The organism is Mycolicibacterium duvalii, from assembly GCF_010726645.1.
Taxonomy (GTDB): domain Bacteria; phylum Actinomycetota; class Actinomycetes; order Mycobacteriales; family Mycobacteriaceae; genus Mycobacterium; species Mycobacterium duvalii.
Window position 1 is genome coordinate 761,770 of record NZ_AP022563.1, and the last position, 15,173, is coordinate 776,942.

7 protein-coding genes are annotated in these 15,173 nt (G+C 70.4%); 4 read left to right on the plus strand and 3 right to left on the minus strand.

Annotated elements, in window-relative coordinates; translation table 11 throughout:
* Positions 1–6: 6 nt before the first annotated feature.
* The gene (locus G6N31_RS03475; RefSeq protein ID WP_098003576.1) at positions 7–1,689 is read right to left on the minus strand and encodes a nitrite/sulfite reductase; all 1,683 of its coding nucleotides are present in this window, start codon (positions 1,687–1,689) and stop codon (positions 7–9) included.
* Between the two features lie 356 nt (positions 1,690–2,045).
* Here G6N31_RS03475 and hemW point away from each other — a divergent pair, with 356 nt between their 5' ends.
* Complete coding sequence (hemW, locus tag G6N31_RS03480; RefSeq protein WP_179964262.1) at positions 2,046–3,233, plus strand: radical SAM family heme chaperone HemW; 1,188 nt, start codon at positions 2,046–2,048, stop codon at positions 3,231–3,233.
* 52 nt (positions 3,234–3,285) lie between these two features.
* Here hemW and G6N31_RS03485 read toward each other — a convergent pair whose 3' ends face one another.
* Positions 3,286–4,146, minus strand: a complete 861-nt coding sequence (locus G6N31_RS03485; RefSeq protein WP_098003575.1) for an LLM class F420-dependent oxidoreductase — start codon at positions 4,144–4,146, stop codon at positions 3,286–3,288.
* 47 nt (positions 4,147–4,193) lie between these two features.
* Between G6N31_RS03485 and G6N31_RS03490 the strand changes: the two genes are divergently transcribed.
* Positions 4,194–4,577: a nuclear transport factor 2 family protein gene (locus G6N31_RS03490; protein WP_098003574.1), complete on the plus strand. Its 384-nt coding sequence runs from the start codon at positions 4,194–4,196 to the stop codon at positions 4,575–4,577.
* 117 nt (positions 4,578–4,694) lie between these two features.
* Entirely contained in the window at positions 4,695–9,857 is a 5,163-nt protein-coding gene (locus tag G6N31_RS03495; RefSeq protein ID WP_179964263.1) for a type I polyketide synthase, read from the plus strand.
* A gap of 33 nt (positions 9,858–9,890) precedes the next feature.
* Here G6N31_RS03495 and G6N31_RS03500 read toward each other — a convergent pair whose 3' ends face one another.
* Positions 9,891–11,540 (minus strand): (2,3-dihydroxybenzoyl)adenylate synthase, encoded by a 1,650-nt coding sequence (locus G6N31_RS03500; RefSeq protein ID WP_098003572.1) that lies wholly within the window; start codon positions 11,538–11,540, stop codon positions 9,891–9,893.
* A gap of 110 nt (positions 11,541–11,650) precedes the next feature.
* Here G6N31_RS03500 and G6N31_RS03505 point away from each other — a divergent pair, with 110 nt between their 5' ends.
* Positions 11,651–15,115 (plus strand): non-ribosomal peptide synthetase, encoded by a 3,465-nt coding sequence (locus tag G6N31_RS03505; RefSeq protein WP_098003571.1) that lies wholly within the window; start codon positions 11,651–11,653, stop codon positions 15,113–15,115.
* Positions 15,116–15,173: the final 58 nt, after the last annotated feature.

Below are 15,173 nucleotides of genomic sequence, written 5' to 3' on the forward strand. Positions count from 1 at the left end.
ACGTGTTCACCTCAGGTCCGCGTCATCGGCTCGTAGTGCCCACGTAGCGAAACGCTCACCCTGCTCGCGTTGTTTCACGAAGTTGCGGACCACCCGCTCGATGTAGTCACCGAGCTCGCTGGCCAGCACCTTGTGCTGGCGCAACTTGCGACCAAAGCCGCTGTCCAGACCCAGGCTCCCGCCCAGATGGACCTGGAATCCCTCTTCGGGACCTTCACCATCGTCGACCATCTGCCCCTTGAAACCGATGTCGGCGACCTGAATCCGCGCGCACGAGTTCGGGCAGCCGTTGATGTTGATCGTGATCGGCACGTCGAGCTGGGCGTTGATGTCCTCCAGGCGCCGCTCCAGCTCCGGCACCAGCACCTGCGAGCGGCTGCGCGTTTCGGCGAAACTGAGCTTGCAGAACTCGATTCCGGTGCAGGCCATCAGGTTCCGCCGCCAGTGCGACGGTGTCGACGGCAGCCCGAGGGCATCCAGCCCGGCCCGCAGATCGTCGAGCTTTTCGTCGGGGACGTCGAGGATGATCAGTTTCTGATACGGCGTGAACCGCACCCGGTCCGAACCCGCGGCTTCGGCAAGGTCGGCGACCTTGCTGAGGATGGTGCCCGTAACCCGGCCGGCGATGGGTGCGACACCGACCGCATTGAGCCCGTTCTTGAGCTTCTGCACGCCCACATGGTCGATGGGCCGGGTCACCGGCTCCGGCGCGGGACCGTCGAGCAGTGGACGCTTCAGGTACTCCGTTTCGAGAACTTCGCGGAATTTCTCAACGCCCCAGTCCTTGATCAGGAACTTCATCCGGGCCTTGCTGCGCAGCCGGCGGTAACCGTAGTCGCGGAACACGCTGACCACGGCCTCCCACACATCGGGCACCTCGTCGAGCGGCACCCACACCCCGACCCGCTGAGCCAGCATCGGGTTGGTCGACAGGCCGCCGCCGACCCACAGGTCGAAACCGGGTCCGTGCTCGGGGTGGTGGACGCCGATGAACGCGACGTCGTTGACCTCGTGGACCACGTCCTGCAGACCGGAGATCGCCGTCTTGAACTTACGCGGCAGGTTCGAGTACTCGGGCTTGCCGATATAGCGCTTGACGATCTCGTTCACCGCGGGGGTGGCGTCGATCACCTCGTCGAGCGACTCACCGGCCAGCGGGGAGCCGAGCACGACGCGGGGGCAGTCACCGCAGGCCTCGGTGGTCTGCAGGCCGACCTCGTCGAGGCGACGCCAGATCTCGGGCATGTCCTCGACCCGGATCCAGTGGTACTGCACGTTCTGCCGGTCGGAGATGTCGGCGGTGTCGCGGGCGAACTCGGTGGAGATCTGCCCCAGGGTGCGCAGAGCGGCGCTGCTCAGCGCGCCACCGTCGGAGCGCACCCGCAGCATGAAGAACTCGTCTTCGAGCATGTCGGTGTTCTCGTCACCGGTCCACGTCCCGTCGAAGCCGGGCTTGCGCTGGGTGTACAGACCCCACCACCGGAACCGGCCGCGCAGGTCGCCCTTGTCGATCGACTCGAAACCGTTCTTGGCGTAGATGTTCTCGATGCGCGCCCGCACGTTGAGCGGGTTGTCGTCCTTCTTGGCCTGCTCGTTGGCGTTGAGCGGCTCGCGGTACCCCAGGGCCCACTGACCTTCGCCGCGGGGGCGTTTGGCGGGCTTGGCGGGGGGTGTCTTGGCTGTGGTCATGAAATGGCTCTCGGTCGGAGCCGGCGTACGGACCGCGCGTTCTCACCGGGGGGCTGTCCGGCGGCGCAGATCCGGCGGCCAGCTGATGAGCAAGGGGTGGGCTGGGTCCTGGATCAGGCGCGACAAGAAAGACAGCAACAAGTACAGACGCGCTTGAAGTCGACATGACGCCGGGCCACCAGCACAACACGGGTGGGCAGAATGCGGGCGTCGATCACGTCGGCCATTGTGCCACGAATGGCGGCATCGGCCCTAACCGGCCCAAATATGCGCGCAGGCTGCGCGGAAGGGGGGCCGCCGGCGGAACCTCGGCACGGGGGAACCGTCCTGGTCGGCCGGCTGGAACAATCGGTGGGATGGACGTGTCCGTGCCGGTCTCTGAGGCGGCCGCCGACCTGCCTGCGCTGACGGCTCCGGCGGGGCGCCCCTTCGGCGTCTACATCCACGTGCCGTTCTGTGCGACACGCTGCGGCTACTGTGATTTCAACACCTACACTGCCGCCGAACTCGGGGACTCCAGCCCGGACGGCTGGCTGGCGGCGCTGCGCACCGAACTCGAGCTGGCCGCCGCCCACCTGGGCGAGGTGCCGGAGGTGTCGACGGTGTTCGTCGGCGGCGGCACCCCGTCGCTGCTGGGCGCCGCCGGGCTGGCCGGCGTGCTCGACGCGGTCCGGGCCCGGTTCCAGCTGGCCGCCGATGCCGAAGTGACCACCGAGGCCAACCCGGAGTCGACCTCGCCGGAGTTCTTCGCGGCCCTGCGCACCGCCGGCTACACCCGGGTCTCGCTGGGCATGCAGTCCACGGCTGCACATGTGCTCAAGGCCCTGGACCGGATGCATTCGCCCGGACGTGCCGTCGACGCCGCCCGGGAAGCACGCCGCGCCGGGTTCGACCACGTCAACCTCGACCTGATCTACGGCACGCCGGGGGAGCGCGACGACGACCTGCGCGGGTCGCTGGATGCGGTGCTGGCCGCCGGTGTCGACCACGTGTCGGCCTACGCGCTGATCGTCGAGGAGGGCACCGCGCTGGCCCGTCGGGTGCGACGCGGCGAGCTGCCCGCCCCGGACGACGATGTGCTGGCCCGCCGCTACGAGCTGATCGACCGCCACCTCGGCGGGGCCGGTTTCGCCTGGTACGAGGTGTCCAACTGGAGCCGGCCCGGCGGGGAGTGCCGACACAACATGGGGTACTGGAACGGCGGTCAGTGGTGGGGCGCGGGGCCCGGCGCGCACGGCTACGTGGCGGCGACGCGATGGTGGAACGTCAAGCACCCGGCGACCTATGCGGCGGTGCTGGCCGGCCGGCGGCTGCCGGTCGCCGACTTCGAGAATCTCTCCGAAGGCACCGCCCACGTCGAAGACGTGATGCTGCGGGTGCGGATGCGCGCCGGGCTTCCGCTCGCGGCGTTGTCCGCGGCCGAACGGACCCGAGCCGCGATCGCGATCGACGACGGTCTCCTGCGCGCCGACGGCGGCGCGGTGGTGCTCACCGACCGCGGTCGGCTGCTGGCCGATGCGGTGGTCCGCTCGCTGCTGGACTGACTACAGCAGCACGTCGGCGAGCCGACTCAGAGCAGCACGTCGGCGAGCCGACTCAGAGCAGCGCCGCGGCGAGCCGACGCCACTGCTCGCGCGGAAACTCGCGCGGATCGGTGGTCAGCACCTGCACACAGACGTGGTCGGCGCCGGCCTGCCGATGCTCGTCGATGCGGCGCCGCACGGTCTCCTCGTCCCCCCAGGCCAGCAGGGCGTCGAAGACGCGGTCGCTGACGGTGCTCAGGTCCTCTTCGGTGAAGCCGAGGCGCAGCAGGTTGTTGGCGTAATTCGGCAGCGCGAGATACGACTTGAGCCACTCGGTGCCGATGGCCCGTGCCTGGTCACGGTCCTCGGTGAGCAACACGCCCTGTTCGGGCAGGAGCAGTGGTCCCTCGCCGAGCACCTCGCGCGCCTGCCGGGTGTGCTCGGGCGTGGTCAGATACGGATGGGCGCCGCGCCCGCGGTCGGCCGACAGCTGCAGCATCTTCGGTCCCAGCGCGGCCAGCACCCGGTTGTCCTTCGGCACCGGCTGCGCCGCGCTGTCCAGACCGTCGAGGAAGGCCCTGGTGGCGGCCAGCGGCTTGCGGTAGCGGCCCGGCTCGCCGGCGTCGATCAGCGGGGCGTGACTGCAGCCGATGCCGAGCAGGAAACGTTCGCCGTGGGCCTGGGTCAGCGCGGCGTACCGGTGTGCCACGTCGGCGGGTTCATGCATCCAGAGGTTGAGGATGCCGGTGGCGATGACCGTCTGCTTGGTGGCGGAGAGCAGGTTCTCCACCGAGTCGAGCACCGGTCCACCGACGTCGGGAATCCACAGCGCGGTGAAGCCGAGGTCATCGAGCTCGGCGGCCGCTTCGGCTGCCTCCTCCGGGTTCCCGTAGCGCAACTGCGAACTCCACAACCCGATTCCAGACAGCTCCATGGGTCTACTCATACCGTGCCGACGGGCACTGGCGCTACGGTCGGTCCATGGCATTCGACCCGGCGGCGGTGGCCCGCGCCTTCTCCGAGCATCGGTTCGACGACGCGCTGGATCACCTCGCCGCCGACGTGAAGTGGACCATCGTGGGCGGGATGGTCCTCGAAGGGGCCGACGCGGTGCGGCGCACCTGCCGGGACACGTTGGAGAGCCTGCGGGGCGCGAGGGTGGAGTTCGACCGTAGTGTGACCGCGGCGGGCCGCGAGGTGGTGGCCGTCGACACCCTGGTGCGCTACGTGCGCCCGGACGGGCTCACCGCGGTGGCAAGCTGCACCATCTACGAGTTCGAGGGTGAGAAGATCACGACGATCACGTCCTACGCCGTGGAAGTCGACCCCGACGACGCCGGTGCACAACCCCCGCCGCACCGCTGAGCAAACGTCTGCCGCGAGGGTAGATTCCTGATCGCCCGGCACTTGTGCCAAGATGTCGCGCATGCGTCAGTTAGGGCAGCCTAAACATAGTTCGCCGGCACCGCGGGTGCCCCGGGCGTGCCTGCCGACGTGACACCGACCCGAGCCCCCGAGCCGATCGCCGTCGTCGGCATCGGGTGTCGGGTGGCGGGCGGCGTCGGCACCGTCGAGCAGTTCTGGTCGTTCCTGCTCGAGGGCGGCAGCGCGGTGCGCCAGGTGCCGGCCGACCGCTGGGAGCCCTATCTGCACCGCGACCCGCGCAACGCCGCGGTGCTGCGCGAGACCACCCGGTGGGGCACCTTCCTTGACGACCTGCCCGGTTTCGACGCGGACTTCTTCGGGGTCTCCCCGCGGGAGGCCGAGTTGATGGATCCTCAGCAGCGGCTCGCGCTCGAGGTGTCGTGGGAAGCGTTGGAGCACGCCGGAATCGACCCGCGTGCGCTGGCCGGCACCGACACCGCGGTGCTGATGGGCGTCAATTCCGATGACTACGGCAAGCTGCTGATGGAGGACCTCGACGGCATCGAGGCCTGGACCGGGATCGGCACCTCGCTGTGCGGGGTGGCCAACCGCGTGTCGCATCTGCTCGACCTGCGCGGTCCGAGTGTGGCACTCGACGCCGCCTGTGCGGCGTCGCTGGTCGCCGTGCACCAGGGCTGCCAGTTGCTGCGCGACGGTGAGACGTCGCTGGTACTCGCTGGTGGGGTCAGCGCGCTGATCGGGCCCGGACTGACCCGGGTGCTCGACGTCGCAGGTGCCACCGCGCCCGACGGCAGGTGCAAGACGTTCGATGCCTCCGCCGACGGCTACGGACGGGGCGAGGGGGCCGGCGTCGTCGTGCTCAAACGACTCACCGACGCGACCCGCGACGGCGACTGCGTGCTCGCGGTGGTTCGCGGCGGTGCCGTCGCCCAGGACGGCCGCACCGTCGGCATCATGTCACCGAACGGCCAAGCGCAGCAGGATCTGTTCCGGCTCGCCTGCCGGAGTTCGGGCATCGCACCCGACAGCGTCGGCTACATCGAGGCCCACGGCACCGGCACCCCCACAGGCGACCCGGTCGAGGTCGCCGCGTTGTCGGCGGTGTACGGCGCCGGCCGCGCCGAAGCGCCCTGCGCCCTCGGATCGGTCAAGCCGAACACCGGACATCTCGAGGGCGGTGCCGGGGTGATCGGTCTGATCAAGACCGTGCTGGCGCTGCATCACGAGACGTTGCCGCCGACCGCCGGGGTGCGCACGCTCAACCCGGCCATCGACTGGGCCGCCAGCGGGTTGCGGGTGCCCATCGCGGCCGAACCCTGGCCGCGTGGCACCACACCGCGCCGCGCCGCGGTGTGCAGTTACGGCTACGGCGGCACCATCGCGCACGTCCTGCTCGAAGAGTCACCTGCTATACCTTCACCCGAGAAGCCGACGTCCACAGCAGTTTTCCTGCCGTTGTCGGCGCGCGCCGATGACCGCCTGGCTCGCCACGCCGCTGTACTGGCCGACCATCTGCGCGGCACGGGCGTCGACACCGAACGGCTGGCCGCGACGTTGTGGACCCGCCGGCCGCACGAACCGGTGCGCGCCGCGGTGGTGCTCGATGGTCTACAGCCGACCCACCGTGCGGAAGCCGTCGTCACCGCGCTTGACACCCTGGCCGCGCAGGGCCGGGACCCGCGGGTCGTGACCGGACACGTTCTCCCGGGTGCCGGGGACGGCGCGGTCTGGGTGTTCTCCGGCCACGGCTCCCATTGGGCCGGCATGGGCCGCGAATTGCTGGTCACCGAACCGCTTTTCGCGGCGACGGTCGACGAGGTGGACGAGGTGTTCCACCGCGAGCTGGGCTTCAGCGCCCGGGAGGCGCTGACCGCCGAAGACCTCGGAGGTACCGACCAGGTGCAGGCGCTGACCTTCGCGATGCAGGTCGGGCTGGCCGCGGTGCTGACCGCGCGCGGAGTCACCCCGTCGGCGGTGATCGGGCACTCCGTCGGTGAGGTCGCCGCGTGCGTGGTCACCGGCGTCTTCGACCTCGCCCACGGCGCGGCGGTGGCCTGCTACCGCGCCCGCGGCTTCCGCCGGGTCGCCGGCAGTGGAGCGATGGCATTGGTGCGGCTGCCGTTCGACGAGACCGCCCGTGCGCTGGCCGGACGCCCGGATGTGGTGGCGGCCATCAGCGCGTCACCGCAATCCACGGTGATCTCGGGCACCGTCGCCGAGGTCGGCGACGTGGCGGCGCGGTGGAGCGCTGAGGGCATGATGGTGCGCCGGGTCAACACCGACGTCGCATTCCACAGTCCCGCGATGGACCCGCTGGCTGACGACCTGGCCCGGCTGGTAGCTGGGCTGCCCGAACCGGCGGACCCGCGAATCCCGTTGTACAGCACCGCATTGACCGATCCGCGGTCGATGGCGGCGCGCGGGCCGCAGTACTGGGCCACCAACCTGCGCGACCGGGTGCGTTTCGCCGAGGCAGTGACCGCCGCCGCCCAGGACGGCCATCGGCTCTTCCTCGAGGTGTCCGCACACCCGGTGGTGGCCCATTCCATCGCCGAGACGATGGCGCATCTCGGACACGACGAGCACGCGGTGGTCCCGGTGCTGCGCCGCGACCAGCCGGAACGGCGCGCCGTCGGAGCCGCGGTCGCCGGGCTGTACTGCCACGGTGCGCCGGTGGCCCACGGTTACACCCGGACCAGTCCGTGGACGTCGGGGCTGCCCGGCACCCAGTGGCGGCACCGCCGGTTCTGGCGCACCCCGAGCGCCCCGCCCGGTACCGGGGCTATGCACGACGTCACATCGCATACTCTGCTCGGGGGGGCGACCGAGGTCACCGGCCCGGTCCCGGCCCGCGTTTGGCAGACCCGACTCGATCTCACCAACCGGCCCTACCCCGGTGACCATCCGGTGCAGCACACCGAGATCGTTCCCGCCGCAGTACTTCTCAACACATTCCTGAACGCTGCCCAAAGCGGCCTCAACGACATCCGGTTGCGCACCCCGGTGGCGCCGGGACGTCCCCGCGACATCCAGGTGGTGCTGCAGGACGGCGTACTGCGCCTGGCCTCCCGCGTCGTCGAACCCGACGGCGGCCCGGAGGCAAGCGGGTGGCTGACGCACAGCAGCGCGGTGGTGGCCACGGCCGCAGACCGCCACGAGACGCTCCCAGACCGGCTCGACGACGCGGTATGGCAGCGCTGCCCCCGCACACTGCCGGCCGAACACGTCGTGGACACCCTGGCCGGTGTCGGAGTCGCGGCGATGGGCTTCGACTGGCAGATCCTGGACATCCGCTGCGGTGACACCGACATGCTGGTGCGGGTATCGGCACACGCCGACGGTTCGCTGCCGGCGACCTGGGCGGGTCTGCTCGACGCGGCGACCTCGGCCGCGTCGACAGTGTTCGACGGACCGGCCCGACTACGGATGCCCGCCCGCATCGGCGCCATCCGGATCAGTGCTCCGCCGCCCGCGGTGGCGGTGCTGCACATCCGGCACCGGGCGGGAACCACCGCCGACGTCGCGATCGCCGACCAGTCCGGCCTGGTGTGCGCATCGATCAACGCGATGACCTTCGAGGAACTCGAGAACCCCGGCGGCAGCGACCCGGCGCGGATGCTGCACCGGATGGCATGGCACCCGACCCCGTTCGACCCCGACCGGCGACCGGACGAGGTGATCCTCATCGGTGAGGAGCCCGAGACATCGTCGTTTGCAACGGTATTCGGCACTGATGGGGTGCGGACCCGGTGCTTCCGGGACGTGACGCAGATCCCGGCCGACACCGCGCCCGGCGCCGTGATACTGCTGACGCCTTCACCGTCCGCGACTCCCGAGGCCACCGCCGACCTGGCGCTACGCGCATGCCAACAGATGCGCCGCGTCACGTCCGGTGCTCGTCTGTGGGTGCGGACGAGCGGCGTGCACGAAGGCGACAACCTTGCGCATGCGCCGCTGTGGGGGCTGACCCGGGTCGCGGCCGCCGAGCATCCCGACCTGTGGGGCGGCGTGGTGGACCTGGCCGAGGACACCGTGCCCGTCGCGGTGCTGGCCGGACTGGCGGGTCACGGCGTGGTGGTCGTGCGCGACGGCGTCGCGCTGACCGCCCGGCTGGCCCACCCCGATCCTGGCGCCGCGGCGTTCCCCTTCACCTGCACGCCGGGTGGGACCTATCTGATCACCGGAGGCACCGGCGCGCTGGGATTGCGCATCGCGGCGCGGCTGGCCGATCTCGGGGCGCGTCGCCTGGTCTTGGTGTCGCGCAGCGGTCTGCCGCCGCGCCGGCAATGGCCGCGTCTGGACAGCGCGTCGGTCGCGGCGGTCTCGGCCTTGGAGGAACGCGGCGTGAGCGTGCAGGTCGCCGCCGTCGACATGGCGGCCCCGGAAGCCGGGGAGCAGCTGCGTGAGCTGCTGGCGGCGCTGCCGCCGGTGCGCGGTGTCGTGCACGCCGCGGGCGTGGAAGCCGGTGCGCTGCTGGTGAACACGACCTCGGATGACCTGCGGGCCGCGATGGGGCCGAAAGTCGACGGGGTGCAGACGCTGCACGGGTTGTTCCCGCCGGGGCAGCTGGACTGGATGGTGTTGTTCTCGTCGTGCGGATACCTGGCCGGTTTCCCCGGGCAGGGCGCCTATGCCTGCGCCAACGCGTACCTCGACGCGTTCGCGCGCCGCCGGCAAGCGCTCGGGGACCGCACTGTCAGCGTCGCGTGGACCGCCTGGCGCGGACTGGGTATGGGATCGACGTCGGGCTATGTGGCCGCCCAGCTCGAGGCGCTGGGCATGGGCACCGTCGCCGCCGAGGACGCGCTCCGGGCACTCGACGCCGCGATGCGTTCCGGCGATCCGAACGCCGTGGTGTTGCCGGTGCTTCCGCAGGCTGCCGCAGTGCCGATGCTGGCCGACGTGGCTCCGGCGGCGGACGACGACGCCGACGGGGCAGGCGGCATCGTCGGGCCTGGCGACCAGGACGTCGAACGATGGGTGGCCGACCAGGTCATCGACGTGGTGGCCGCCGAGCTCGGTTGCGACCACACCGATGTCGATCCGCGGGTGCCGCTGATCGAGACCGGGGTCGACTCCATCATGACGGTCGCGGTGCGACGGGCCCTGGAGAAGCGCACCGGCCTGAGCCTTCCGCCCACCTTGCTGTGGGAGCATCCCAGCGCAGCCGCGGTCAGTGCCCGGATCGTCGAGATGCTCGGTGCGCCCGGGGATGCCGCATCAGGCATCGCTGATCGTGGCCGCGTCGGGGCGCCATAGGGCACGCGGGAAACCGTGCCGCATCCGCGGGTGTCACACCAGCCGGGCGACCAACTGTTTCTTGTCGACCTTGCCGACCGCCGTCATCGGCAGCGACGGAACCGCTGTCAGCACGTCGGGCCGGGCGTGTTTGGCGGCTCCGCGCTCGTCGAGGAACGTGTTGAGCTCGGCCAGCGTGATCGGTCTGCCGCGGAAAACCACAGCGGCGCAGATCTTCTCACCGAGATACGGGTCGGGCAGTGCCACCGCGGCGGCGGCATAGATGCCCGGGTGGGTGTGCAGATGGTCTTCCAGGTCGGTCGCCGAGACGGTCTCCCCGCCCCGGTGGATCACATCTTTGATCCGGCCGGTGACTTCGACGTAGCCGGCGCGTGCACCCGCGGTGAAAACCCGGACCCGGTCCCCGGTGCGGTAGAACCCGTCGGGGGAGAAGGCGCGCGCGTTGGCGTCGTCGTCACGGTAGTACCCGTTGAGGGTGTACGGACCGCGCACCAGCAGTTCCCCTTCCTCGCCGGGCGCCACGTCGTGGCCGTCCTCGTCGACCACCCGCATCTCGTCGTGCACGGACATTCGACGCCCCTGGGTGTGCACCACGACGTCTTCCGGATCGCCGGGACGGGTGAAGTTCAGCATTCCTTCGGCCATCCCGAAGATCTGCGACAGGCCCGGGGTCAGCCGTTCGAGGATGAATCGCGCCTCCTCGGGGCTCATGCGGGACCCGCCCACCTGAACGAAGCGCAACGTCGTCGGCAGCACCGGCTCCCATTCGCAGGCTTGGGCCCAGACTTTGGCCAGCGCGTTCACCAGACCGGTGACGGTGATCCGGTACCTGTCGATCAACGCGAACGCGTTCTCCGGGCTGGGGTCGTCGGTGAACACCGTCGGCGCGCCGACGCTCATCGAGCCGAGCAGGCCCGGGCACGCCAGCGGGAAGTTGTGCCCGGCGGGCAGCGCGACCAGATAGGCGTCGTCGCCGGTCAGGCGGCAGGCCTGGGCGCACGCGGTGGCGTTGTACACGTAGTCGTTGTGGGTGCGCGCGATCAGCTTGGGCAGTCCGGTGGTGCCGCCGGAGACCAAGAGCAGCGCGGGCAGGTCCGGGTCCGCCGGTCCGCGGTGCACCGGCGGACCGGCGCCGTCGCGGATCGACGACCATGCGACGAATGGTCCCGGCTCGCCGTCGACGAGCACGTGGCGCAGCGTCGGGTGCTGCGCGACCAGCGTGGCCGCCATGTCCCGGTAGTCGAACCCGCCTGCCCGGTCGGCGACGATGAGCGCCACGGCGCCACTGACCTCGGCGAAGTGGCCGAGCTCTGCGGTCCGGTGCCCGGTCAGGCACATCACGGGCACCGCTCCGGCGCGCAGCAGGCCGAACAGGGCAACGGCGAACTGACAGGAGTTCGGCAGCTGCAGGAGCACCCGATCTCCGGGCCCGATGCCCAGCCGGGTCAGACCGCCAGCCGCCCGATCGGCGGCGGCATCGAGCTCGGCGAACGTGTAGCGCTGTGCCGCGTCGATGATTGCCGGCCGGTCCGGCCATGCGGCGGCCGCGTCGGTCAGGATCGAGTCGAGGGGGCGGTCGGTCCAGTATCCGGCCTTCCGGTACTGCGCGGCCCGGTCGGCGGGGAAGGGCACGAAGCCGCGTGCCAGGTCATCGGCCTGTTCGATCGAGAATCCACTGCTCATCAGTCAAAATCGCCGCTCTGGGTAGGAGTTTTCGGTCATCCGAATATAAGGTAGCCTCCTCTAAGTTAGGACAGCCTGCACTTAATTCCACAGTCGCTCGAGGAGGTTCGGTGAGTTTGGCGTCGACGACTGCCCAGTCTGTCCGCGACGAGGTTGCCGAACTGCTCGGCGTGGATCCGGCCGATCTCCAACCCGAGGCCGACCTGATCGCCTCGGGGCTGGATTCCATCCGGATGATGACGCTGTCCGGCCGCTGGCGCCGCAGAGGCGTCGACGTCGGATTTGCCGCCCTGGCGGCACAGCCGACCGTCGCCGCGTGGACGAAGTTGCTCGAAGGCCATGCGCCGGCCGCCGATGTCGAGGCTCGCGCGGCCGACCCGGCCTCGGTGACCGACGACAACGATCCGTTCCCGCTGGCGCCGATTCAGCACGCGATGTGGATCGGGCGCAACGACGACCAGCAACTCGGCGGCGTCGCAGCTCATCTGTACGTCGAATTCGACGGCGCCGGAGTCGATCCCGACCGGCTCCGCGCCGCCGCGGCCAAACTCGCAGCGCGGCACCCGATGCTGCGGGTGGACATCCTGCCCGACGGCACCCAGCGGATCGGTGACCGCGGACTGCCGGTCACCGTGTACGACCTGCGCGACCTCGACGACGCGGCGGCACAGCGGCGGCTCGAGGAGATCCGCGACACGAAGTCGCATCAGATGATGCACGGCGAAGTGGTGCAATTCGCGCTGTCGCTGCTGGCCGACGGCCGGACCCGGCTGCACGTGGACATGGACATGCAGGCCGCCGACGCGGTGAGTTACCGCAACTTCATGGCCGACCTCGCCGAATTCTACGCCGGCGCAGACCTTCCCGAGCTCGGGTACACCTACCGCGAGTACCGTGCGGCCCACACGGCGACGGTCACCGAGTCCGAGGAGAACCGGCAGTGGTGGGCGCAGCGGATCGCGGACCTGCCGGAGGGGCCGGCGCTGCCGCTGGTGCCGCGCTCCGAGCAGGCCGACCCCAAACGGTCCCGACGACGCTGGCACGTCCTCGACGTCGCCACCCGCGACGCGTTGTTCGCCGCGGCGCAACGGCGCGGGATCACCCCGGCGATGGCCGTCGCCGCCTCCTACGCCGGCACATTGGCCCGGTGGTCGACAAGCCGGCGGTTCCTGCTGAACCTGCCGATGTTCGGCCGCGAACAGTTCCACCCCGACGTCGACAAGCTGGTCGGTGACTTCACCTCGTCGCTGATGCTCGACGTGGATCTCACCGGCGCCGACACCCCGCTTGCGCGCTGCCGCGTGCTGCAGGAGACCCTGCACGCGACCGCACGGCATTCCAGTTACTCCGGGCTGTCGGTGCTGCGGGACCTGACCCGCCATCACGGCACCCCGGTGCTGGCCCCGATCGTCTACACCAGTGCGATCGGCCTCGGTGACCTGTTCGCGGGCACGGTGACCGAACACTTCGGCAGGCCGGTGTGGACGATCTCCCAGGGCCCCCAGGTGCTGCTCGACGCGCAGGCCACCCCGGTCGCCGAAGGGCTGATGATCAACTGGGACACCCGCGAGGACGCGTTCCGGCCGGGAGTCGCCGACGCCATGTTCGCCCACCACCTCGCCGAGCTGCAACGGTTGGCGACCGACGAATCAGCATGGGAAAGAAGCGATTCCGCGGCCGTGACACCCGAGCAGCGGGCAGGTCGCGACGCGGTGAACACCGTCACCTCCGCACTGAGCGGGGACGTGCTGCACGAGGGCTTCTTCCGCCGGGCGCAGGCCCGGCCCGACGCGCCGGCCGTGTTCAGTCGCGCCGGTGACCTCACCTACGGACAACTGCGGGAGCGGGTGCTCGCGGTCGCCTCCGCGCTGCACGTCGCCGGCATCCGCGCCGGCGACACCGTGGCGGTGCTGGGCCCGAAGAACCACGAGCAGGTTATCGCCCTGCTGGCGATCTCGGCCGTCGGTGCGGCCTACGCCCCGGTCGGGGTGGATCACCCGGCCGAGCGCGCCGCGCGCATGCTGGCCAACGCCGGCGCGCGGATGGCGCTGGTCTGCGGGGACGAGCCGCCGACCACGATGCCGGCCCTGACGGTCGCCGAGGCGTTGCGGGTCGGTCGCCGCGAAACCGCCTTCACCGTGCCCGCAGTGGACCCGACAGATCTGGCCTACATCCTGTTCACCTCCGGTTCCACCGGTGAGCCCAAGGGCGTGGAGATGACCCACGACGCGGCCATGAACACCGTCGAGTTCATCAACGCGCACTTCGACATCGGCGCCGACGACCGCTGCCTGGCGCTGTCCACGCTGGAATGCGACCTGTCGGTGTTGGACGTCTTCGGCATGCTGCGGGCCGGAGGATCGATCGTGGTCGTGGACGAGGAGCAGCGCCGCGACCCCGAAGCGTGGGCCCGTCTGATCGCGGCGCACGACGTGAGCGTGCTGCACTTCATGCCCGGCTGGCTGGAGATGCTCGCCGCGGTCGAGGGTGATCTGTCCTCGGTCAGGGTGGTGCCCACCGGCGGTGACTGGGTACGTCCGGAGTTGGTTCGCGCCTTGCGGGGCCGTGCACCGCGCATGCGGTTCGCCGGATTGGGCGGTGCCACCGAGACGGCGACCCACAACACGATCTGCGAAGTCGTCGGCGACATACCGCCGGACTGGACTTCGGTGCCACTGGGAGTACCGTTGCCCAACAACGCATGCCGGGTCGTCGGACCCGACGGCCTGGATTGCCCCGACTGGGTTCCGGGCGAGCTTTGGGTCGGCGGTCGCGGTGTCGCCCGCGGCTACTGCGCGCGACCCGACCTCACCGCCGAGCGGTTCACGTCCCACCAGGGCACGCGCTGGTACCGCACCGGCGATCTGGTCCGCTACCGTCCCGGAGGCGTCATCGAGTTCGTCGGCCGCGTCGACCACCGGGTGAAGATCAGCGGCTACCGGGTCGAACTCGGCGAGGTCGAGTCCGCGCTGCGCCGGATCCCCGGCGTGGAGGCGGCGGTGGCGGCGATGGTCGCCGTCGACGGTGGGCGCGATGTGCTGGGTGCCCTGATCGAACCGGTCCCCGGGCAGACCGCCGATGTCGCCGACATCGTCGCGGGCCTGTCGGAAGTGGTTGCACCGCACATGATCCCGAAGATCATTGACGTCACCGAGCAGATTCCGTTCACCCTGGGAGGCAAGATCGACCGTCCGGCGGTGGCGAGGATGCTGTGTCGGGCGCAGGCGCCCGCGAGCGGCTCCCATCGGGCGCCGGCCACGTCGCTGGAGGCGGCGTTGTCGCTGATCCTCGGCGGGGTGCTCAACCGGACCGACCTCGGGGTCGACGACGATTTCTTCGCCAGCGGCGGGGATTCGGTGTTGGCGACGCAGGCGGTCGCCCGCATCCGGACCTGGTTGGACACCTCGTCGGTGGCCGTCGCCGACATCTTCGCCGCCCGTACCGTGTCTGCACTGGCGGCTCGCCTGGCCGGACGCGACGGCCGGCTGGAGAAGGTGGCCGCGATGTATCTGGAGGTCGTCGCGATGGACGCCGCCCAGGTGGACTCAACGCTGGAAGCGGTCGCGACCCGGTGAGCAACTCCGTCCGCTTCAAGCCCTGGATCAAGCGATATCCCGCCGGCACCCCCACGGT

What these genes read in the sequence shown, in the direction of transcription:
- G6N31_RS03475 (WP_098003576.1), bottom strand. Translation starts at nt 1,689, where the DNA reads ATGACCACAGCCAAGACACCCCCCGCCAAGCCCGCCAAACGCCCCCGC.
- G6N31_RS03500 (WP_098003572.1), bottom strand. Translation starts at nt 11,540, where the DNA reads ATGAGCAGTGGATTCTCGATCGAACAGGCCGATGACCTGGCACGCGGC.
- G6N31_RS03485 (WP_098003575.1), bottom strand. Translation starts at nt 4,146, where the DNA reads ATGGAGCTGTCTGGAATCGGGTTGTGGAGTTCGCAGTTGCGCTACGGG.
- hemW (WP_179964262.1), top strand. Translation starts at nt 2,046, where the DNA reads ATGGACGTGTCCGTGCCGGTCTCTGAGGCGGCCGCCGACCTGCCTGCG.
- G6N31_RS03490 (WP_098003574.1), top strand. Translation starts at nt 4,194, where the DNA reads ATGGCATTCGACCCGGCGGCGGTGGCCCGCGCCTTCTCCGAGCATCGG.